Origin of the sequence: Paenibacillus xylanilyticus (assembly GCF_013359935.1) — a bacterium.
Taxonomy (GTDB): domain Bacteria; phylum Bacillota; class Bacilli; order Paenibacillales; family Paenibacillaceae; genus Paenibacillus; species Paenibacillus xylanilyticus.
Genome location: NZ_JABMCB010000164.1, coordinates 1 through 20,242, shown reverse-complemented (window position 1 = coordinate 20,242; position 20,242 = coordinate 1). Strand labels below are relative to the sequence as shown.

22 protein-coding genes, 2 pseudogenes and 1 riboswitch are annotated in these 20,242 nt (G+C 46.6%); of the genes and pseudogenes, 20 read left to right on the top strand and 4 right to left on the bottom strand.

The window, feature by feature from the left end:
- Nucleotides 1-9: 9 nt before the first annotated feature.
- Complete coding sequence (locus HP552_RS07235) at nt 10-705, bottom strand: NUDIX hydrolase (RefSeq protein ID WP_175394891.1); 696 nt, start codon at nt 703-705, stop codon at nt 10-12.
- A gap of 79 nt (nt 706-784) precedes the next feature.
- On the opposite strand from HP552_RS07235, the gene HP552_RS07230 reads away from it, so the two are divergent.
- On the top strand, nt 785-1,087 hold the full coding sequence (locus HP552_RS07230) for a hypothetical protein (RefSeq protein ID WP_175394890.1): 303 nt from the start codon (nt 785-787) through the stop codon (nt 1,085-1,087).
- Nucleotides 1,088-1,233: 146 nt separating this feature from the next.
- On the opposite strand, the gene mscL is transcribed toward HP552_RS07230, so the two are convergent.
- On the bottom strand, nt 1,234-1,728 hold the full coding sequence (gene mscL / locus HP552_RS07225; protein WP_175394889.1) for a large conductance mechanosensitive channel protein MscL: 495 nt from the start codon (nt 1,726-1,728) through the stop codon (nt 1,234-1,236).
- A gap of 242 nt (nt 1,729-1,970) precedes the next feature.
- Nucleotides 1,971-2,070, top strand: a riboswitch (purine riboswitch).
- 253 nt (nt 2,071-2,323) lie between these two features.
- Here mscL and HP552_RS07220 point away from each other — a divergent pair.
- The 3 genes and pseudogenes from HP552_RS07220 to HP552_RS35745 all read left to right on the top strand — a co-directional run.
- Nucleotides 2,324-2,911 carry a xanthine phosphoribosyltransferase gene (locus HP552_RS07220; RefSeq protein WP_175394888.1) on the top strand — a complete coding sequence of 196 codons (588 nt, stop codon included), beginning with the start codon at nt 2,324-2,326 and terminating at the stop codon, nt 2,909-2,911.
- Nucleotide 2,912: 1 nt separating this feature from the next.
- On the top strand, nt 2,913-4,274 hold the full coding sequence (locus tag HP552_RS07215; RefSeq protein ID WP_175394887.1) for a nucleobase:cation symporter-2 family protein: 1,362 nt from the start codon (nt 2,913-2,915) through the stop codon (nt 4,272-4,274).
- A gap of 231 nt (nt 4,275-4,505) precedes the next feature.
- A pseudogene (locus HP552_RS35745) lies at nt 4,506-4,583 on the top strand (hypothetical protein); the annotation flags it as partial.
- Between the two features lie 89 nt (nt 4,584-4,672).
- Here HP552_RS35745 and HP552_RS07210 read toward each other — a convergent pair.
- On the bottom strand, nt 4,673-5,011 hold the full coding sequence (locus HP552_RS07210; RefSeq protein ID WP_095291885.1) for a DUF4870 domain-containing protein: 339 nt from the start codon (nt 5,009-5,011) through the stop codon (nt 4,673-4,675).
- A 393-nt stretch (nt 5,012-5,404) separates the two neighbouring features.
- On the opposite strand from HP552_RS07210, the gene HP552_RS07205 reads away from it, so the two are divergent.
- A complete protein-coding gene (locus HP552_RS07205; protein ID WP_175394886.1) occupies nt 5,405-6,640 on the top strand; it encodes a M48 family metallopeptidase in 1,236 nt (411 codons plus the stop codon).
- Nucleotides 6,641-6,753: 113 nt separating this feature from the next.
- Here the strand turns inward: HP552_RS07205 and HP552_RS07200 are convergent, their stop codons facing one another.
- Entirely contained in the window at nt 6,754-7,035 is a 282-nt protein-coding gene (locus HP552_RS07200) for a transposase (protein ID WP_175394885.1), read from the bottom strand.
- A 399-nt stretch (nt 7,036-7,434) separates the two neighbouring features.
- Here HP552_RS07200 and HP552_RS07195 point away from each other — a divergent pair, with 399 nt between their 5' ends.
- From HP552_RS07195 to HP552_RS07125, 15 genes and pseudogenes are all read left to right on the top strand, one after another.
- Nucleotides 7,435-7,623 carry a hypothetical protein gene (locus HP552_RS07195; RefSeq protein WP_017690840.1) on the top strand — a complete coding sequence of 63 codons (189 nt, stop codon included), beginning with the start codon at nt 7,435-7,437 and terminating at the stop codon, nt 7,621-7,623.
- A gap of 190 nt (nt 7,624-7,813) precedes the next feature.
- Complete coding sequence (map, locus tag HP552_RS07190) at nt 7,814-8,575, top strand: type I methionyl aminopeptidase (RefSeq protein WP_175394884.1); 762 nt, start codon at nt 7,814-7,816, stop codon at nt 8,573-8,575.
- A 583-nt stretch (nt 8,576-9,158) separates the two neighbouring features.
- Nucleotides 9,159-10,211, top strand: a complete 1,053-nt coding sequence (gene coxB / locus HP552_RS07185) for a cytochrome c oxidase subunit II (protein ID WP_175394883.1) — start codon at nt 9,159-9,161, stop codon at nt 10,209-10,211.
- 71 nt (nt 10,212-10,282) lie between these two features.
- Nucleotides 10,283-12,133 carry a cytochrome c oxidase subunit I gene (ctaD, locus tag HP552_RS07180; RefSeq protein ID WP_376768944.1) on the top strand — a complete coding sequence of 617 codons (1,851 nt, stop codon included), beginning with the start codon at nt 10,283-10,285 and terminating at the stop codon, nt 12,131-12,133.
- Entirely contained in the window at nt 12,130-12,756 is a 627-nt protein-coding gene (locus tag HP552_RS07175) for a cytochrome (ubi)quinol oxidase subunit III (protein ID WP_175394881.1), read from the top strand. The genes ctaD and HP552_RS07175 overlap by 4 nt, the downstream gene beginning before the upstream one ends.
- A 3-nt stretch (nt 12,757-12,759) precedes the next feature.
- Nucleotides 12,760-13,080, top strand: coding sequence for a cytochrome C oxidase subunit IV family protein (locus HP552_RS07170; protein WP_175394880.1), 321 nt, complete (start codon nt 12,760-12,762; stop codon nt 13,078-13,080).
- A gap of 109 nt (nt 13,081-13,189) precedes the next feature.
- Nucleotides 13,190-14,110 carry a cytochrome c oxidase assembly factor CtaG gene (gene ctaG / locus HP552_RS07165; RefSeq protein WP_175394879.1) on the top strand — a complete coding sequence of 307 codons (921 nt, stop codon included), beginning with the start codon at nt 13,190-13,192 and terminating at the stop codon, nt 14,108-14,110.
- Nucleotides 14,111-14,148: 38 nt separating this feature from the next.
- Entirely contained in the window at nt 14,149-14,613 is a 465-nt protein-coding gene (locus HP552_RS07160) for a DUF420 domain-containing protein (RefSeq protein ID WP_175394910.1), read from the top strand.
- Between the two features lie 110 nt (nt 14,614-14,723).
- The gene (locus tag HP552_RS07155; protein ID WP_175394878.1) at nt 14,724-15,095 is read left to right on the top strand and encodes a hypothetical protein; all 372 of its coding nucleotides are present in this window, start codon (nt 14,724-14,726) and stop codon (nt 15,093-15,095) included.
- A 461-nt stretch (nt 15,096-15,556) separates the two neighbouring features.
- Nucleotides 15,557-16,270 (top strand): hypothetical protein, encoded by a 714-nt coding sequence (locus tag HP552_RS07150; protein WP_175394877.1) that lies wholly within the window; start codon nt 15,557-15,559, stop codon nt 16,268-16,270.
- 86 nt (nt 16,271-16,356) lie between these two features.
- Nucleotides 16,357-16,746, top strand: a complete 390-nt coding sequence (locus HP552_RS07145) for a GntR family transcriptional regulator (protein ID WP_175394876.1) — start codon at nt 16,357-16,359, stop codon at nt 16,744-16,746.
- 12 nt (nt 16,747-16,758) lie between these two features.
- Complete coding sequence (locus tag HP552_RS07140) at nt 16,759-17,652, top strand: ATP-binding cassette domain-containing protein (protein WP_175394875.1); 894 nt, start codon at nt 16,759-16,761, stop codon at nt 17,650-17,652.
- 20 nt (nt 17,653-17,672) lie between these two features.
- Nucleotides 17,673-18,575, top strand: a complete 903-nt coding sequence (locus HP552_RS07135) for an ABC transporter ATP-binding protein (RefSeq protein ID WP_175394874.1) — start codon at nt 17,673-17,675, stop codon at nt 18,573-18,575.
- Nucleotides 18,568-19,866 carry an ABC transporter permease gene (locus tag HP552_RS07130; RefSeq protein ID WP_175394873.1) on the top strand — a complete coding sequence of 433 codons (1,299 nt, stop codon included), beginning with the start codon at nt 18,568-18,570 and terminating at the stop codon, nt 19,864-19,866. The genes HP552_RS07135 and HP552_RS07130 overlap by 8 nt, the downstream gene beginning before the upstream one ends.
- 184 nt (nt 19,867-20,050) lie before the next feature.
- Nucleotides 20,051-20,242 (top strand): annotated as a pseudogene (locus HP552_RS07125) (TraB/GumN family protein); the annotation flags it as partial.

The window sequence follows — 20,242 nt, the reverse complement described above, 5'->3', positions numbered from 1 at the left end:
ACGTTTGAATCAGCCTTTGGGCACGTGATATAGAGCTTCGAGTACACTGATATAATACTCCGTCCCATGAGGCACGAATTCGGAAGCTTGAATAAAACGATCCTGACGTTCCGGAATGGGAGATGAACATTCGCGCTTATGAGCCTGATTTACTTGATTCACGGAATCTGGCAACGGTGTCTGCTGCGCATTCACCCCACTGGCCTGGATTGAATCCATTTCACCACGGAACAAGGCAAGCAGATCATGTAGAGGCACTTCATACAGGCTGTCCACTTCACTGGCCTGCAAGGTGTAAGCCTCAAGTGGCTGGTTCAGGCATAAACCATATACCGAGCTGATCTCCCGATCCATAAATGGTACGCCGCGAACCTCGCCTTGCAGCTGCTGCTTGGCAGTCATCAGATAAGTCAGGGCTTCAAAAGGGACATGTACTCCCAGCTCTTCTTCCAGTTCGCGACTTGCATCCTCAAGCTGCTCACCCGCACTAAGGTGTCCAGCTGCTGTAATGTCATAACAACCGGGGAAGGTATCCTTGATCTCGCGGCGACGTTGAAAAAGAACCATCCGCTGATCGTGATCGTCACGCACGATCCAGCAGTGGAATGAACGGTGCCAATATCCTTTGGCATGCACCTCACTGCGAAGCTCCGTGCCTAACCATTGCTGCTGATCGTCATAAATGTCGAAACGTTCTTGGGTCATAATACGTATCTCCTTATATAGCAAGTTTTAAAGTTCAAAATTTCACAAAGTGCGTTTTAAAAGAAAGGGGAACGAACGTATGGAATGCATTGTACACTTTCAGGTCATTTATCCGCAACCACAGGAGCGTAAAAGTCTTAGAGGGCTTATCTTTGTCGGGCAAGGACAGGAACCGGCAAACCATCAGTTAACGACCATGTTTAAGGATATGGGCTTCAACGTACGTCTTGAGGATGAGGCACAATTGCTGTTTAAACCGGTAGATGCTTCGGCTAACTTTGAATATATTCGGGTAACCGAACTCGATACCGGGGAAGAAGTTTATAAGGAAGATAAGGATCTGAAGTCGATTTTGGAGCATCTGCTGCCACGCCGATTCTAGACCATGATGATGTTTTAAAATAGTTTAAGTTACAGCAGCATTCATCTGCTCATGGCCATAATGAAAAAGGCCCCACCTTTAGGGTGAGACCTTTCATGCTGGAGCGGTTTCCTTTACATAAACAGTGACAGTAGTAACCCTGCTGATTATGCCGGGGCGCTGCTGCCTTCTGCCTCCAGCACTGAAGTACAGTGCGAGCAGCGGGTAGCTGCAGCCGGTATTTCGGACAGGCAATACTTGCAAGCCTTGGTTGTTTTTTTCGGCTCAGGCTTTTTGTGCTCTTTGCTTTTAATATAATTGACGCCCTTGACGAGCATAAAAATGCAAAATGCAACAATCAGGAAATCAATAAGTATGTTGATGAATTGTCCGTAGGCGATAACTGTAGCGCCTGCCTCATTGGCTTGAGCCAATGTCGTTATTTCCTCTCCGCTGGCGGTTCTCATTTCCCCATCCAGATTAATGATTTTCTGACTGAAATCAATGCCTCCTAGCAGCTTCCCGACAGGGGGCATGATGATATCATTCACGAGGGACGTGACGATTTTGCCAAAAGCAGCCCCGATGATGACACCAACCGCCAGGTCAATCACGTTGCCGCGTACGGCGAATTCCTTGAATTCCTTAAGTATGCCTTTCATCTCTGCAATCTCCTTTGACCGATAAATTCATAGTTCAGGCCATGCTTCGGTTATCATATTGTACAAAAAAAACACGCACCAATCACCCCCCTGGTTACAAATTAAGACATGTTTTCACAATTTCCATGAAAATACTTCTTTATTTCATGCCGCCGATTCGGTATACTTCTAACATTGTCAGTTACGTTTACACTTTTATATTTCAGGTTCGCAATCATATATTGTAACGAATCTTGGAGCCAAAAATTAAATATGCCGTTACTCGTATATGTGCAGGAATAGGCCTGCATGTCTCTACCCGATCACCGGAATGATCGGACTACGGGAAAGATCTGCATGATCGCTATGATTGGGCGCCCTCTCTAGGTAATGACGAAGTTATATGCCGAGAGTGGTTCTCGTGTATTGATGTCCAATCTATTCATGTGTACATGCAGCATCCGACACGGCTTGTTCTGATAAGTACAAGTCCGTCTTTTCCCGTCTCCGGTTTTTCCGCAGCGTGTGAAAAGGCGGGCTTTTTGCTTTTTTACCTTGGGAAGAGGATATGCAGGCTGGTTGGCTGTATAGAGGGCGCACAGGGGGAAGAATCACCATGCAATTGTTAAAAGACAAAGTAAGACATGAAGGAATTGTCCTGTCGGAGCAGGTACTCAAAGTGGATTCATTCCTGAATCATCAGATGGACCCGGTTCTCATGAAGGAAGTGGGCAAGGAGTTTATCCGCCGTTTTGAAGGAGAGAACATTACACGGGTGCTTACGATTGAATCGTCCGGGATTGCACCGGGCATCATGACTGCGCTGGAACTGAATGTGCCGCTGATTTTTGCACGGAAGCAGAAGTCGCTGACACTCACGGAAGACATTTTGGTAGAGAAGGTGTACTCCTTCACCAAGCAGGAAACGAATGAAATTACAGTAGCCAAGAAGTTTATGCAGCCGGGCGACCGTGTGCTGATCATTGATGATTTTCTGGCGAATGGCGAGGCGGCTTTTGGTCTGGCACGCATTGTGGAGCAGGTTGGCGCTGAAGTGGTTGGCATCGGGATCGTCATTGAAAAAGCATTCCAACCGGGAGGCCGATTGCTAAAAGAAGCAGGATATCGCGTGGAATCATTGGTTCGGATCGGAGCCCTGTCGGATGGACAGGTTACATTTGCGGATGAGGAGGGCACGAACTAATATGGCACGCGAGCGCATTTTCCAGCGGCACCGGCATCCCATCAAAACGTTCTCGCTTGGTCTGCAGCATGTCCTTGCGATGTATGCGGGAGCGGTAGTCGTACCACTTATCGTTAGTAACGCACTCGGCTTTACCCAGGAACAACTGACATATTTGATTGCCATTGACCTGCTCGCCTGTGGTGTGGCCACGCTGCTGCAGGTATGGGGTAATCGTTATTTCGGAGTTGGACTGCCGGTTATGCTTGGCTGTGCATTCCAAGCAGTATCTCCAATGATCTTGATTGGTCTGAACAGCGGGGTGTCTGCCATTTACGGGGCAGTCATCGCGTCGGGGATTTTTGTAGTATTGTTCTCGGGGCTGTTCGGCAAACTGATCCGTCTGTTTCCGCCCGTTGTGACAGGTTCAGTCGTGACCATTATTGGTCTGACACTGATTCCTGTAGCGTTTAGAGATCTGGGGGGCGGTCAGGGGGCGGAAGACTTCGGCAGTGGGACGAATCTACTGTTAGGCTTCGGCGTACTGCTGTTTATTATTCTAATGACCCGTTTCACGACAGGATTCATCCGTTCGATTGCCGTGCTGGTTGGTCTTCTTGCAGGTACGGTAGCGGCAGGATTTATGGGCGAGGTTAATTTTGCTCCGATTCGTGAAGCAAGCTGGTTCCATGTGGTGAAGCCATTTTACTTCGGTACACCAACGTTTGAGATTGTTCCTATTCTGACGATGATCCTGGTGGCGATTGTGAGCGTGGCTGAATCTACTGGTGTATTTATGGCTCTCGGCAAAATATTGGACAAAGACTTGTCCTCCAAGGATCTGGCCCGTGGTTACCGTGCGGAAGGACTCGCGATTGTGCTTGGCGGGATATTCAACTCATTCCCATATACCACCTATTCGCAAAATGTGGGGCTTGTACAGATGACCCGTGTTAAAACACGCGATGTTATCGTGGTAGCAGGTGGACTACTCGTTGTGATCGGATTCGTACCGAAAATTGCAGCACTCGCACAGCTTGTACCCGGTTCTGTATTGGGCGGGGCGATGGTTGCGCTGTTCGGAATGGTTGTTTCATCCGGAATTCGCATCATCGGCAGCCAGGTTGATCTGAACCGGCATGAGAACCTGTTCATCATTGCCTGTTCCGTAGGGATGGGATTGGGAGTTACGGTCGTGCCTGAGTTGTTTGCGGGTGCACCGGACTGGGCACAGATTATGCTGGGTAACGGAATCATTGCCGGAAGCTTCACCGCCATCTTTATGAATTTGCTGTTCAATGGTCTGGGGACTAAGGCAACAGCTGCCAAGATGGCTGAACAGCAGGCTGATGTGATTCTTGGAGAGTCAGGAAAATCAGCTTAAAGCTTGAATATAGGTACGGAATGGTAGCTATGTTAACTCACAGGATGAATCAGTCACGATATGAATGAATACAGTTAATGGCATGATTGATTCACGGAATAAATGATATACCACCTAAACATCCGGATGACTGCGTGGAAGAGCAGTCATCCGGATGTTTTTTTGTCTTCAGAGGAACAGCAAGGGAACATAACTTTTTATCTGAGCACCCTATTACTATAGAGCCAGCGAAAACAGTTTGCCAGACTGCTTGATCCCCTGCATGCCTTTGGACGGATGGCATTGACCAATTATGGTGGCAGCAATTGAATAGAAAAAGGGCGATTCAAACCTCAGTCAGGTTCGGATCGCCTTTTGTTATTGAACGAATTAAGGACTGAACTTGCATATTAAGAAAGCTACAGATGGCGCATCTGTTTCTCGGCAAAGTCACCAACCCAAGGCAGCTTCAGCCATTTTCCCTGTAAACTGGTGACGACCATGATAATCCAAACGACTACACCCAGCAGTGACAACAAGGATGCCACCAGGGGGCCGAAAAGAGGAAGAAATGCGGATAATACATGGCCAATCATGATAATGCCAAAGACCGTAACGGATTGAAGCGCGTGAAACAGCACAAACCGGCTGCGCTTTTCAACGGCCAGGAAGACGATTCCGCCTACAAAAGTAAACAGGTAACAAAGCATGCCGGCAATATTTTCATCCAGACCGCTTGACGATTTCATCGGGGACATCCGGTCCAGCCTCCTTTGTCCTTTTTCTCTAAGGTATGAAGAAGGTGGACAGAACTGAACCGGGTTTAGTAACGAATGTTACCAGTAAACACATAAGACACGGAAACATAGAGCGGGCGTAGGAAGTAAAATTCTAATTGAGGATGAAGTGCGTAGTTGCACATTGCAGTTTGATACTTTCTTCATATTCATAATATTCCATATTATTCCGAATTATATAGTAGACTTACAAGCACCCTAGACCTTTAAGGAGGATCAGGCTGAATGAGTATCATAACGGAATACTCAAGGGAGGAGGTTAACGTCCATAGGAGACTAAGAGTAGGAAGCCAGAGATGATAGCACCAAATGCAACAAGATATTAGCCGTACATAGTGAAGCGGAGGAGTGGAAGTGATTTTGGATCAAACCGAATATGAGAAGTGTCTGGAATGTGGACACCAGATGAAAGTAAATCCAGGGTATATCACATGGTGTGAGAAGTGTAACTGGAATATTGACGGGGAAGAAAGGAAGCCGGTTGAGGAACCTTTACATAAAGGACTAAACAAAAAGTCCACTGACCGATTATTCGAAGAATTCAAATATAGCGTTGATCGAAGGCTTCCCTTCAGCAAACAGAGGATATATACCTATCTGTTGGCAATTATCGTTCATGGATCAACTTTTGCCATTCTGGGTATGGCCATCTTTTTCTATTCAACCCATTCCTCATGGTTATTTATATTAGCGAATGTTCTGGTGCTATTATGGATCACGATTATCTTACCTTATCGCAAGCGTCTGCCAGGCAGGGCAATTCGAAGAGATGAGTTTCCCGAATTATACGGCATGGTTGACGAAATTGGAGATCGTATGAATGTACCGCCTGTGGATATGATTATCCTTAATGAAGAATACGATGCATACATACTGCATCTGAAAAGAAACAAGAGAGCCATTGTGTTCGGTGTTCCCTTTCTTGCAGCGTTAACAATGCAGGAGAAAATAGCGGTGATCAGTCAACAAATGAGCCATTTTGCTCACCCAAACATTTCAAACAGCTTATTGGTTGAGCGAGCCAGGCATGTGCTGAATTCATGGTATGACACTGTAGATCCTCAAGGAAGTGGACTTTTATACTGGGTTGTATTTCCGCTCATCATACTTCGTCTACTGTTATTTGCTATAATCAGCAGTATTTATGCATTACTGATCAAAAGCATGCGGCAAGAGATGCACCGATTATTCTATATTGCAGATCATGAGGCTTCAGAAACAGCTGGGAGTGAAGCGGTGCTGTCCCTCTTTCTAAAGTTTGAAATGGAAGGGCTTTTTTTCCTTACTGCTGAACAGGTTGCGGAATATCAATATAACAAGGAACTGTATGACGAGTTCAGAAATCGGATTGCTGCTGTTCCCAGTCAGGAGATCCTTCGGCTTCAGCGTCTTCAAGAAATGCGCTATGCTGAAAATCGTTCTTACCATCCTCCGATGAAAAATCGAATTGATTTGATTCGAGAGCACTGGGCGATAGTTCCTGCTTACAGACCTGATCCGGCCAGAGAACGCAGGTTTAACAAAGAGTTTCGTGATCTGGAACAACGTTCTCAGCGAATTTTGTTAAATGATCTGAGAGGCGCAGGCTAGCAAGTTTACTTCGGTGTAAGGGAGCTATATAAAAAACAAGGGCGCACCTGCCATAGGAATGGCTTGGATGTGCCCCAGTTAGTTTGCTAGATAATCAATGCACTTCAATGAATTTAAAGATCTTTTCGTTGAAAGTTTCTGCGTGGATGAGTAACTTTGCCGATTTTATCGGTATCGTTCTCTTTGGGTACAAGTCGTTCGTCAGTGCGGCCTTCGTGATGGTTGTCAAACATATACTCGGTGAGTTTCCACTCCGATTTGCCCAGAACCGGATCGGCCGGGAAATGTTGACCTCGGTGCAGATGTTCCTCGCGTCCCGCTTCGTTGATGTAGATTCCGTCGACTTCCACCTTTTCATGCGAAAGGGGCAGCATATCCTGTTCTTCGCGGTCCATGAAACGGCGCCTCCTTTGGATACCAGTAATTTAACTGTATGGGTTGTCCGTGATAATATCCCCCGAATAGTTCCGTGTTATGCTGGATAGAATTAATTCCGTACAGAAAGGCCATATTCATAAAATATGATTCGGGATTAAACTTTTTGGGCTTAAAAACCGTTATAAATAATAAGGAAAATCGTCAAGTCGTAACATACTCCCGAATATGCTACAATAAGATTATGATTCAAACTGAATCATATCGGGTATTTATAGTGTCAGGTACTTGCTTTTAGCGAGGTTCCCGACCTAAAGCTTGCTTTAAGCCGCGCACACAACTTCATGGATGGCATTTAAGACTTATTCGGCGTTCTCTAAACGGAGCATTCACTTTCAACGTTTTGGGAGGGAATTACAATGGCAACGAAAGGTCACAATGAGGTCAAAGAAAGTTTGAGGGAAATGACTCGGATTTTCCGTCCTAAGGATCCAAAAAAATTCGTGAAGGAGTACGTGAGGAAATACCGGATTACGGGTGGATATGAGGAAGAATTGACTTCTGTGGTCGAGCATGAGCTTGTCAAGATGGATTCTTCCGTGTCCTGAAACACCACACCACTGAATTATACTGTTCCGATATGAATAGAACCGTCTCCCGGGCGTCATGCTCCGGCAGACGGTTTTTTTTGTTGTTCTGTAATTCACTCGGAGAGGGAACAGAGCTTTGCATCACTTTTGGGCTTTGTTGCATTCTTGCTGCATATACATGGAAGTACACATATGGCAGGAAGGATGAATGCATGTGGACCCTATTTTGAAAACGAGAGAAGAGATTGACTACATGCGGGAAGCAGGCCGGATTCTGCGAAGCTGCCACGAGCAAATTGAACAATGGCTCACTCCTGGTATAACCACAGCTGAAATTGACAGACGGGTTGAGGCATTTCTAACCGAAAGAGGAGCAACGCCGGAGCAAAAGGGATATAAGGGATATCCTTATGCAACCTGTGCTTCGGTCAACGAAGTTGTCTGTCACGGCTTCCCGGACGATCGGGAATTGGCCGCAGGGGATGTTGTGACCATTGATATGGTAGTAAACAAGGACGGCTGGCTTGCCGACTCGGCATGGACTTACGGGATCGGTGAACAACACAGGTCCATCCGCAAGCTGATGAAACGAACGGAGAGGGCTCTCCATCGGGCTATAGCCCAAGCGGTCCCAGGAAACACGCTCGGGGATATCGGCAACGCTATTGAGCGTACCGCAAGGCTGTATCGATATGGCATTGTGAAGCCGCTAATTGGTCATGGTATTGGTCAATATATTCATGAACCACCCAATGTACTTCCTTACGGCAAACGCAGAACGGGCATGATGCTCACCGAAGGCATGGTCATTACGATTGAGCCGATATTTACAAGGGGTAGTTCTGGAGCGGTATTTTGGGATGAAGATGGATGGACGGTCAGGACAGTGGATGGAAGCTGGGGAGTTCAATATGAACACACAATAGCGATAACCCGGGATGGGCCTCTTATCCTGACAGATGGATCATAACTCCACTAAGGGACAGAAATGATCAGTTCCAGTGTTAATTTAAAATGTAGCTATATTGCAGGGGTGGCGCTTCGTGCCGGTTCATCGTTGAAAATGAGAGCTGAATGAGCGCCCCCTTCCCAGTAGAACTGGAAAAAAGCAATTGAAGATAAAACAGCAATCCCTTTGCATAATACTGCATGTTTTTCAGGTGAAAAAAATCACCAAAAAAACACATTAAATCACCGAAATATGGCAAATATTTTCAAATTAAGAGGTTTACATTTATAACTGAAATCGTTTGCAAACTAAGTTGTGGTGCGGAATTTTACATAAAGTGAACAATTTGTGAACATGTGTCCAAAGATTGACAAAATCATACCCTCAACTTATATTTAATAAGTGATTGAACCATATAGAATGAATTGGAAGAATGCGCAGACATGCCCTGTGGAGGAAATGATGGGGGTTCCGGAAGCGTTATTTTTGTAAGCGTTCTGTATGACGGACAGGATTATGCGTATCGGGTTGAAACAGGTTGATTGAGTTAGGCCTTCGAACGACGACGGTAATCTACGAAAATGTAAAAAAGTGGGGTAGATCAATGATGAAACAGTGGCAGGTTGCAAAGCGAATTCTCCCCTTGCTGGCGGTGTTCTCTTTGCTGCTATCCGCATGCGGGCGGGAAGACTTGTCGGTAATGAAACCTCAGGGTCCTGTGGCGCAAGGCCAATATGATCTGATGAAGCTGTCCATTGCAATTATGATCGTGGTGCTCATCATTGTATTTGCCATAGCTGCGTATGTGCTGATCCGGTTTCGCAGGCGGGCCGGGCAGAATGAAGTGCCCGAACAGGTTGAAGGCAATTTCAAGCTGGAAGTTATTTGGACAGCCATCCCGTTATTGCTTGTTATTGTATTGGCCGTACCGACGGTTCAGACGATTTTTGCCCAAGGCGAAGATCTGTCCAAGGACAAAAATGCAATTCAGGTCAAAGTTACCTCGCATCAGTATTGGTGGGAATTCACTTATCCTCAATATGATGTTACCACCTCTCAAGATCTAATCATCCCGACCGGCAAGAAAATCGCATTCGAATTAAAAACCGCTGACGTGCTTCATTCCTTCTGGGTGCCGTCACTTGCGGGTAAAATGGACACAAACCCGGATGGAACAGTGAACAAATTTAGTTTTTCGGCTCCGAATGAAGGCGTTTACCGCGGGAAATGTGCAGAGCTCTGCGGAAGGTCTCATGCCTATATGGAGTTCAAGGTAAAAGCAGTCAGCCAGGAATCCTTCGACAGATGGGTCAATGAAATGAAAGCTCCAGCGGTATTGCCGGAAGATACACAGCTTGCTGAGAAATTCAAAACAAACTGTCTCTCTTGCCACGCTGTAGGAGATCAGGGCGGACCGGTTGCGCCGAATCTCACAGGAATCGGTGGTAAGGAATCCGTTGCTGGCATTCTGCTAAACCAGCGTGAGGGACAAGAAGAAGGAAATCCGGTACTGGATAACATGAAACAATGGCTCCATGATCCGCAATCCGTGAAGCCAGGCAATACGATGCCGAATCCAAAAGATCTTGGACTTACGGATGAAGAAATCGACGGAATTGCCGAATATCTAGCCAACTACAAATTGGACTATGAATAGAACAGCAAGGACGAAGAAGGGGGTACACAACCTTGGCTCATGCTCATAGCGTCAAGCGGTACAGGGGCTTGATGGATTGGATCACCACCGTCGATCACAAAAAGATCGCCATTCTTTATTTAATTGCAGGCGGATTTTTCTTCGGAATTGGCGGGATTGAAGCCATTTTAATCCGGATTCAGCTGATGAAGCCGATGAATAATTTTGTATCGGCACAGGTGTTCAACGAATTGATTACCATGCACGGAACAACAATGATATTTCTCGGAGTCATGCCAATCATATTTGCGATTATGAATGCTGTTGTTCCGTTGCAGATTGGTGCCCGGGACGTCGCATTTCCATTTGTCAATGCGCTTGGTTTCTGGACGTTTCTGTTTGGTGGACTGCTGCTCAACCTGAGCTGGATTATGGGCGGGGCACCTGATGCAGGCTGGACCTCCTACACCCCACTCTCTAGTAGTGAGTATAGCGGGACGCACGGTGTGGATTTCTACACCATTGGTCTCCAGATTGCCGGTCTGGGAACACTCATCGGGGGCATTAACTTTCTTGCGACCATCATCACGATGCGTGCGCCAGGCATGTCCTACATGCGGATGCCGATGTTTACCTGGACGACATTTATTACATCAGCCATTATCCTTTTTGCATTCCCTGCCATTACAGTGGGTTTGGTACTGCTAACATTTGACCGTATTCTGGGAGCCAACTTCTTCGATGTTGCGAATGGTGGTAACCCGGTACTCTGGCAGCACATTTTCTGGATCTTCGGGCATCCTGAAGTGTATATACTCATCTTGCCAGCCTTTGGTATTATTTCGGAAGTTATTCCGACCTTTGCACGTAAAAGATTGTTTGGTTACAGCTCCATGGTGTTTGCAACCATCCTGATTGCCTTCCTGGGATTCATGGTATGGGCGCATCACATGTTTACAACAGGTTTGGGTAATGTCGCAAACGCGCTCTTCTCAATATCAACCATGTTAATTGCTGTACCAACAGGAATCAAAATCTTTAACTGGCTCTTTACGATGTGGGGTGGGCAGATCCGCTTTACAGCAGCGAACCTGTTTGCTGTTGGATTCGTTCCAACCTTCGTCATGGGTGGTGTTACGGGTGTCATGCTGGCATCTGCACCGGCCGATTTCCAGTTTCATGATACGTACTTTGTCGTGGCCCACTTCCACTACGTTATCGTTGGCGGATTGGTGCTTGGCCTGTTCTCGGGATTGCATTACTGGTGGCCAAAAATGTTTGGTCGCATCCTAAGCGAAACACTTGGAAAATGGACATTCTGGACGTTCATGATCGGTTTCCAATTGACGTTCTTCGTACAGCATTTCCTGGGCCTTATGGGAATGCAGCGCAGGATCGTTACATACTTGCCGAATCAGGATTTCGACCTGCTTAACCTGGTCAGCTCCATTGGAGCATTCCTGATGGGAGTTGGGGTAATCTTGTTCCTTGTGAACATCGTAATCACAACGAGAAAACCGGTCGACGCACCAAATGATCCGTGGGAGGATGGCCGTACGTTGGAATGGTCTATTCCATCTCCGCCGCCAGAATATAACTTCAAGCAGACTCCGCTTGTTCGCGGAATCGATGCATATTGGAAGGAAAAGATGGCAGGTCATACCGAAATGACTCCGGCTGAACCGGTAGGTTCGATTCACATGCCATCTGCCACTCCACTGCCATTTGTCATGTCTGTCGGTATTTTTATTGCCGGGCTGGGTCTGATGTTCAGTAAAGACGATTTTGGCAATGCTTTTATGAATGGACTATTCAATAACTATATTGTGGTCATTGTCGGCCTTCTGATTACATTCGGAGCGATGGCACTGCGTTCACTCTATGATGACCATGGCTGGCATATCGAACCGGAAGATCAGGATGAGAAGGGGGTTAGAACATGACAACTTCACATGCCGAACCGGTAAACGGCCAATTGCCGCATGAACCGGAGAAAGCGACGCTGGAGGGACGCAACAAGCTTATTGGCTTCTGGTTGTTCCTTGGCGGGGAGACGGTATTGTTCGGTACACTCTTCGCAACCTTTCTGGCACTGCGAGGCCAAACGAATGAGGGCCCATCAGCCAATGAATTGTTTCATTTGCCTCTCGTGGCAGCAGCTACCTTTATTCTACTCGTCAGCAGTCTGACAAGTGTTTTTGCGATCCAGGCCATGCATCGGGGCAACCGCAATGCGTTGGCGCTTTGGCTCGGAATAACGGTGGTGTTGGGCCTTGGATTCCTTGGTATCGAAATTTATGAATTCTATGAATATGTGGTGCACAAAGAGTTCGGGATGACAACCAGTGCATTCAGCTCGGCTTTTTACACCCTGGTTGGCTTCCACGGCGCCCACGTTGCATTCGGTATTCTGTGGATCGGACTTATTATCGGGCAGCTGTTCAGAAAAGGATTAACGGTCGTAACTGCACCAAAGGTGTACGTCTCCGCAATGTACTGGCACTTTATTGACGTGGTCTGGGTGTTTATCTTTACGGTCGTTTACCTGCTCGGAAAGGTGGGGTAACACATGTCGGTACAGGATAAAAGTGATCAACAACCTGTGAAGCATCGTCACCGAACAGAAGGACCACAGAAACACGTTGTTGTGTTTATATTCTCAATCATCCTGACACTCATTGCGTTTGCAGCCGTGAAGGCAGGAGGCGTAAATACGTCCTTTACCATTATCCTTTTGGTAGTCATGGCAATCCTTCAGGTTTTTGTTCAGCTAGGATATTGGATGCACATGAAGGATAAAGGGCATTTGATGCCAATCCTGTTTATGGCGTTCGGATTTTTCGTAGCATCCACGTGCATCATTATGGCACTTTATTGGGTTTGGTGGTAAATGAGATGGCGGCGGCGCAGTGCCGCCGTCTTTTCCCCTTTTTGGCGATCCAAACCCATATAACGAATTCCAGAAAACAACCATATTAGATCACCGGGAGGTTTCCCGTATGCTCGGGTTGCAATATTTTAGTTTCAACGATTTATGGAGTCCGCTAATTCTTGCCTTTTTTCTGCTTATCGCAGCTGCGTATCTGGTTGTCGTAGGTCCATTAAGTGAGAGAATCAAGGATGCAGAGCCGGCAACGGTAGCTCAAAAAAACATGTTTATCATTGGTCTTGCTGTATTCTATCTCGCCCAAGCCGGGCCATTTAATCTGCTGGGGCATGTCATGTTCAGTTTCCACATGGTGAGTATGGCCTTGTCTTATCTGGTAGCGCCACCGTTATTAATGAAGGGTCTGCCTGCGTGGGTATGGCGCAAAATCCTTCGGTGGCTGCCGACACGACAGCTCTCCTTCCTGGCTCATCCAATCGTGGCGGCCCTGCTTTTCAATGGACTATTCTCCTTATATCATCTGCCTGTTGTGCATGATTATGTGATGCTCCATTTTACGGTCCACCGATTGTATTACATGGTTCTCTTTATAACCTCGATGCTCATGTGGTGGACATTGCTTAATCCGCTGCCAGAAGGAAGACAGGCATCAGGACTGTCGAAGATCGGATTTATCTTTCTCAACATGGTGCTGCTGACACCCGCTTGTGGTCTGATTATCTTTGCGTCCGAGCCGTTATATGCGACGTATAGCAACCCAGCTGTATGGGCTGAAGCGATGCGGTATTGTGTATCCGGGGATTCCTCGGCTTTGCTGCGCACTTTCGGAGGACCTGCCTTCTTCAACTTTCTGTCTTCTGCCAAGGAGGATCAGCAGGTGGGTGGGATTGTGATGAAATTCATTCAGGAGGGTATCTTCGTTTCCATGCTGGCTTATGTCTTTTTCCAATGGTACCGCAAGGAAAAACGCGAAGATGATGATGACCCATATCCTGTAGAAGGTTCTGGGGGGCCGCTTAATCCTGCGAAATAAGCCAAGTCATGTTCAGACAAGAGGGGGAATACACGATGATGGATATACATTTTCTGCTGCCTACGATCAGTACTTCTTTCATTGTAATTAGTGCTGTGCTGGTGGGAATTGGGTGGGTGTTGATTATTCGTGGAAAACGTGAGGCGCACCAAACCGCGATGGTTGCAGGAGCCGTTGCAGCCTTGCTGTTCTTTGTAATTTATATGTCTCGTACGATCTTTGTTGGAAATACCGCCTGGGGCGGTGATCCTGAGATGGAGATTTTCTACCGGATCTTTTTGATCTTTCATATTATTCTCGCTACTGCAGCAGCAGTCTTTGGAATCTCCACATTGGTACTGGGCTTCAAAAAGAAATTTGCAACTCATCGCCGCTGGGGACGATTTACTTCCATGGTCTGGTTCAGTAGTGCACTGACTGGGGTCATTGTGTATGTATTGTTATACCTCCTATATCCTGGCGGGCATACACGTCCTGTATGGGAAGTCATTCTTGGGGTGTAGAATTTGAGCAATTTCCTATGAAAATATGAAAATGGATGAATCGATCCGTTGATTCGTCCATACCTCCTCTCACATCCATTCATAGAATGAGATTGAGAGGGGGGGAACAAATGAAAAAAACAGTTCAAGTTAGTCAAACGTATCCACGTCTTACGGTGTATTCAGAGGAGAACTATAACGGAAGAAGCCGGATTTACCGTGGCAACACGGGTCTTCGCAATCTGGACAACATTCTGGGTGGGGTAGAGAGCCTGCGCTTTTTCTCGACAAGTTCGAATGCAACGCTGGTTGTGTTTACGAGACCAAACTTTCAAGGTGGATTCCGTGTCTATCGTGGAAACACCAACTTGAGAGATTTGGATGATTTGATCCGTGGGAATGATGTGGAATCCCTGATATCCACCAATCAACGGCTGACCCTAGCCGAAATTCGTGCCATCCGTAATAATAGCCGTTTGCCAAGCGGCTACGATCTGGTGTAAAAGTTAGACCTCTTCTGCATATAGGTGCCGTGAAAATGAAAGAGTTGTCTCCAATTTGTGTTCGCACAATATCGGAGTCAGCTCTCTTTTTTTGCGCCTGCGAATTTGCAGCTCAACGCAGTCATTGAATGATCATAGTGGTATCTGCTGCGCTATCTGCCCGAAGGCTGTCGCATGCTCAGTAGTTCAGCAACCTTCAGGGAGATAGCTTCAAGTCGAAGCGAAAACAGGAAGCTCTCTTATCAGATCATCTAATATCATAGCTCTATTTAAAAGACATCTTTCATATTGCATCATCTCAATGCAAAAGGTAATGATTTCCTAAAATAATTCCTGATTCAGGAAAATAAGGGTTGACGGATCGGAGGTGAGGTCTATATACTGTGTATATTGATATATACAGTAAACACAGTGAACACAGCTTGCACAGTAAAGCGTGAGATGGAAAGGCAGGCAATGTTATGAATGATTGGAAGCAGGCTTGGTGGCTAACCCGCAGCGAATGGAGCAAGGATCGTCTTCAATGGTTATGGTCTGCGATGTTTATGATCTACGTTGGAGCTATGGGTGGTGTCATGTTATATGGACAAAGGGAGGAAAGTGTGCTTAACACGGTTTCCGATTCCTACTTCATGCTTATGGTTCCATTTCAGGGATTTATCTTCTCCAGACGCTCTTTCCGCTACATACATGAAGATTCGTATACACAGATGCTGACCTACTATCGCAGACTACCCATCTCTGCAGAGACCGTCATGTGGGGACGAATTCAGCAGGCATTGCTGGCCTTTATTTATAATGGCATATTCTACTATGGTGCATTGTATGTCTCCGTGATGCATCTGGAAGGATTCCGATGGGATCAATATCTAGCCTTTGCCCTAACATGTACAGGGTATGGGGTTCTGATTACAGGGTTCTATATCTTCGGAGAATTTTTACACACAGGCAAAAAGTATTTGTTAATCAGCATGCTGTTTATACCCGTTATTTTGCTTATTGCGATTATAATTCGACTCATGGGCATGAACGGAATGCATTATACCGTAGAGATCAGCAAAACCTGGGGCTTGTTATCACCTTTTATGTGGGGTTCGTTACTCTTGGGCTTTGCAGTGTTGTGGTTGCTTAGCCGCTTAACGCTTAGGAAGTTGTCGAAACGGGATTTAAGTTAATGTAAGCGAAATATAGAACGACATCGAAGATGACCGGCACTATCGTGCAAGTGAACTGAAGTGTACGCGAGGGTGAGGTGCAGGGCTTGAATATACCGATTCAAATTAATGAAAACAGTGCTGAACCTTTATATCACCAAATTGAAAACCAGCTAAGGTCTTTAATAATAACGGGTCAATTGGGGGAGGGAACGCATTTGCCATCCATTCGCGAATTCGCAGGATCGTTGAATTGCAGTGTTATTACTGTTCGCCGGGTCTATCAGGATTTGGAGAATGAAGGCTTGCTTCGAACGAAGCAGGGCACGGGGACGTTCGTAGCCAAAGTTGAGGCAGGAGACCGGGAAACGTACAAATTGACAGCAGCAAGAGAAGCACTGCAGGCAGCAGTGCAGTCAGGTAAATCTGTTGGATGCAGTGAGGAAGAAATGGCGAGATTGTTCCAAGAGATTCTTCAGATCTACTATCCGAAGTGAGGAGGACCAAACATGGAACCAATAGCGGTTCAGTTAAACGGTGTATCCAAGATGCGCAAGCGTAGAATTATTGGACCTATTGATCTCGCAATTCCCGAAGGATACGTCGTCGCCATATTGGGACATAACGGTTCGGGGAAGAGCACCCTGCTGAATATGCTTCAGCGTGTCGTGCTACCGGATTCCGGTCAGATCATGTGGTTCGGACAGCATTACGAAGGAGAACTTCCTACAGAGCTGAGAGAGCATATTGCCTTTGTTGCAGACGGTGGAGGTTCGGAAGAAGACAATATAACCGCTGTTGAAGCTGCCAGGTTCCGGGCACATTGGTATACCCGTTGGGATGCGAAGTTTTTCAAACAGCTCATGGATGATATGGATGTTCCCTACGACGTGAAACTGAAGAAATTGTCAAAAGGAGAACGGCGCAAATTCGAAATAGCGGCAGCGCTTGCTGCACGGCCGAGATTGCTTCTGCTGGATGAGCCTTCTTCAGGGCTTGATCCCTTTGCCTGGAAGGTCATGGTAGAGCAGTTCCGCAATTTCATGGCGGATGGGGATACCACCATTTTGATAGCTACACATATTGCAGATGAAGTGAAGCGTCTGGCTGATTACATCGTACTGATGCACCGGGGACAATCACTTGGAATGGCGGAGAAAGATGTAGTGCTCGATCAATGGAGGGAAATCTGGTACGAAGGTGATCTTAGGCCTGAGAGTATTCCAGGGGCTGTTGAGTCGAAACAGGAGGCTGGAGCCATTCGGGTGATTACGACCCGGGTCGTTGAAGCGCAGGAGAGACTGGAGCTTGCGGGTAATCGCATTATGAAAATCCGAAACCTGGAGCTGGACGAAGTGCTGCAATATTGGATTGCAGGGTATGCTCCGACACTGTGGAGATAATCGAAGGGGGACGATAGTTGATGAACAGATTGGAACTGAAGCAGGTAGTGAAGCAATATGCGGATAAGACTGCTGTTAATGGCGTTACGCTCAATGTGGGAGAAGGCGAAATCTATGGACTGCTGGGCGCCAACGGTGCTGGTAAAACAACAACGATGCGTATGGTCCTTGGACTGATTCATCCGGATGGTGGAGACATACGCTATAACGGCAAGCCGTATAGTACCGAGTTACAGAAGATCATGGGTTATCTTCCGGAAGAACGTGGATTATATCCGAAGGTTAAGGTCAGCGACCAGATCAATTACTTGGCACGCCTTCGCGGCATGAATGGCAAAGATGCAGACAAAAGCTTGAGGTATTGGCTCGATCGATTCGAAGTCCCCGAGTATTACGACAAAAAGATTGAGGAACTGTCAAAGGGTAATCAGCAAAAGATGGGCTTTATTGCAGCGGTAGTACATCGTCCTCAAATTCTTATTTTGGATGAAGCGTTTAGTGGTCTGGATCCAGTGAACGTGGAATTGCTCAAATCCACCGTCAAGGAATTGCGTGACGAGGGAACGGCCATTCTGTTCTCGACACATCGCATGGAGCATGTTGAAGAACTCTGTCGTCAGATAACAATTCTGCATCGCTCCAACACTGTAGTTCAGGGGGAGATCAAAGAGATCAAGAACCGCTATCCACGTGAGCAGGTGTACCTGAACACTACTGGCAACGTCGATGGCTTGGAGCAGCTGGCTGGTGTGAAAAAGGTAGAACGGAACGAGCGTGGATATCTCATCCATATCGCTCAGGTGGAAGCGGCGCAGGAGATTTTGAAACACGCAATGACGCAGACTACCGTAGAGCATTTTGAGATCAAAGAACCAACGCTTAACCAAATCTTTATTCGTGAGGTGGGTGAGTCGAATGAATAAAATGGGAACAATCACCGGATTTACGTTCAAAAACAAGGTCAAAACGAAATCATTTGTAGTTACAACCATTGTACTCGCACTCTTAATTTCGATTGGACTTAATGTACCCTATTTCATTACCTTGTTTAATGGTGGCTCAGGTGGCGGTGGAACTGCAGGAAGCAACCCTGTAAACATTGGACTTCTGAGTTCTGGACAGCCAGAAGTGTCGGAGAAGCTGGAGAAGTTCTCGTCTGCACAAGGAGATCAGGCGTATCGATTCATTGCTGCTGGTGATAAAGATGAAGCCGCACTGAAGGCGGATGCGGAATCCGGGCTTACCGATGGGTATCTGAAGTTTGAGGTGGCCCAAGGACAGGAGTTCCCGCAACCGATCCTGTATTCAACGGAAGAGGTGTCCCCTCAGATTATTGCTTCTATAGAAGCGGCGCTCCAAAGCGTGAAACTTGATGTAGTCGTAAAGGACGTACTCACCGCTGAGCAAAAGGAATTGATTAATACCCCGGTAAAGGTAAGTGAGCAAAGCTTGAGCGTGGATGAGGGGGGATCTGAGGCAGCGTCCGAGAATGGAATGAGCCCGATCAACTACATTGTAGTCTACCTGATGATCATCCTTCTGTTCACATCCACAATGATGACCGGTAACATGATTGCATCCGAAATTACAGCGGAGAAGAGCTCGCGCATTATGGAAATTTTGATTACGAGCGTGTCTCCACTTAGTCAGATGTTTGGCAAAATCATCGGTATATTCATGGTCGGTCTGCTTCAAATCGGTATTTTCGGTGCAGTGGTTGCCGGGAATGTGCTGCTTCCTCATAACCGTGATGTATTGAGTGAATTCAGTTTGAATCTGAGTGATGTGAATTTAGCTGTGATTGCATATGGACTTATCTTTTACATTCTTGGTTACTTCCTATACGCTGTGATGTTTGCTGCGATTGGTTCAATGGTTAGCCGTACAGAAGAACTGGGTCAAGCGGTTCTGCCGATTACGATGCTGTCACTGGTTTCTTTCTACATTGCAATCTTCAGTATTTCAACGCCGAACATCTTGCTCTTAAAAGTTGCCAGCTTCATTCCGTTCACTTCGCCTACGGCCATACTGGTTCGGATCGGAGCGGGGGTTGCACCAACGTGGGAGATTATCGTGTCTCTGGCCATACTGGCCGTATCGATATTAATCTTCGGCTGGCTGGCTGCCAAAATCTATCGCACAGGTGTGCTGATGTACGGTAAGCGTCCAACCTTCAAGGAGTTATTTAAGGCGATGCGGGCTTATAAAATTTAAGAGTAAGACATTGGTAGATATGTATATGGTGGTGTGCAGCAAAAAGTAATCTCATAGGGGAGAAGGTGCCGCGAGGAAAAAGGTGGCACCCATCCCAAACTTTATGCGTGGTATTTTGGTGTATGTTCAATTCTATTAACTATTAAATTTAAACTACTATTTTTTAAAAAGGAGAATACATAATATGAAAAACTGGAAACGTATGCTCTTGTCTCTCACCATCTCGGTTGGTTTGCTCGCTTCTGCTGCGCCGGCCATGGCTGCACCTCAAGGGACTTCCGTTAAAGTCAACGACCAGGCAGTGGAGTACACTGTAGGAGCACCAATTAATAATAAGGGAACTACATTGGTTCCGCTTCGCTCCACACTTGAAGCC

Excerpts from the sequence above, each read along its gene's own strand:
- HP552_RS07235 (WP_175394891.1), bottom strand. The coding sequence starts at position 705 with ATGACCCAAGAACGTTTCGACATTTATGACGATCAGCAGCAATGGTTA.
- HP552_RS07230 (WP_175394890.1), top strand. The coding sequence starts at position 785 with ATGGAATGCATTGTACACTTTCAGGTCATTTATCCGCAACCACAGGAG.
- mscL (WP_175394889.1), bottom strand. The coding sequence starts at position 1,728 with ATGAAAGGCATACTTAAGGAATTCAAGGAATTCGCCGTACGCGGCAAC.
- HP552_RS07220 (WP_175394888.1), top strand. The coding sequence starts at position 2,324 with ATGCAATTGTTAAAAGACAAAGTAAGACATGAAGGAATTGTCCTGTCG.
- HP552_RS07215 (WP_175394887.1), top strand. The coding sequence starts at position 2,913 with ATGGCACGCGAGCGCATTTTCCAGCGGCACCGGCATCCCATCAAAACG.
- HP552_RS07210 (WP_095291885.1), bottom strand. The coding sequence starts at position 5,011 with ATGTCCCCGATGAAATCGTCAAGCGGTCTGGATGAAAATATTGCCGGC.
- HP552_RS07200 (WP_175394885.1), bottom strand. The coding sequence starts at position 7,035 with ATGGACCGCGAAGAACAGGATATGCTGCCCCTTTCGCATGAAAAGGTG.
- HP552_RS07195 (WP_017690840.1), top strand. The coding sequence starts at position 7,435 with ATGGCAACGAAAGGTCACAATGAGGTCAAAGAAAGTTTGAGGGAAATG.
- map (WP_175394884.1), top strand. The coding sequence starts at position 7,814 with ATGCATGTGGACCCTATTTTGAAAACGAGAGAAGAGATTGACTACATG.
- coxB (WP_175394883.1), top strand. The coding sequence starts at position 9,159 with ATGATGAAACAGTGGCAGGTTGCAAAGCGAATTCTCCCCTTGCTGGCG.
- ctaD (WP_376768944.1), top strand. The coding sequence starts at position 10,283 with ATGGATTGGATCACCACCGTCGATCACAAAAAGATCGCCATTCTTTAT.
- HP552_RS07175 (WP_175394881.1), top strand. The coding sequence starts at position 12,130 with ATGACAACTTCACATGCCGAACCGGTAAACGGCCAATTGCCGCATGAA.
- HP552_RS07170 (WP_175394880.1), top strand. The coding sequence starts at position 12,760 with ATGTCGGTACAGGATAAAAGTGATCAACAACCTGTGAAGCATCGTCAC.
- ctaG (WP_175394879.1), top strand. The coding sequence starts at position 13,190 with ATGCTCGGGTTGCAATATTTTAGTTTCAACGATTTATGGAGTCCGCTA.
- HP552_RS07160 (WP_175394910.1), top strand. The coding sequence starts at position 14,149 with ATGGATATACATTTTCTGCTGCCTACGATCAGTACTTCTTTCATTGTA.
- HP552_RS07155 (WP_175394878.1), top strand. The coding sequence starts at position 14,724 with ATGAAAAAAACAGTTCAAGTTAGTCAAACGTATCCACGTCTTACGGTG.
- HP552_RS07150 (WP_175394877.1), top strand. The coding sequence starts at position 15,557 with ATGAATGATTGGAAGCAGGCTTGGTGGCTAACCCGCAGCGAATGGAGC.
- HP552_RS07140 (WP_175394875.1), top strand. The coding sequence starts at position 16,759 with ATGGAACCAATAGCGGTTCAGTTAAACGGTGTATCCAAGATGCGCAAG.
- HP552_RS07135 (WP_175394874.1), top strand. The coding sequence starts at position 17,673 with ATGAACAGATTGGAACTGAAGCAGGTAGTGAAGCAATATGCGGATAAG.
- HP552_RS07130 (WP_175394873.1), top strand. The coding sequence starts at position 18,568 with ATGAATAAAATGGGAACAATCACCGGATTTACGTTCAAAAACAAGGTC.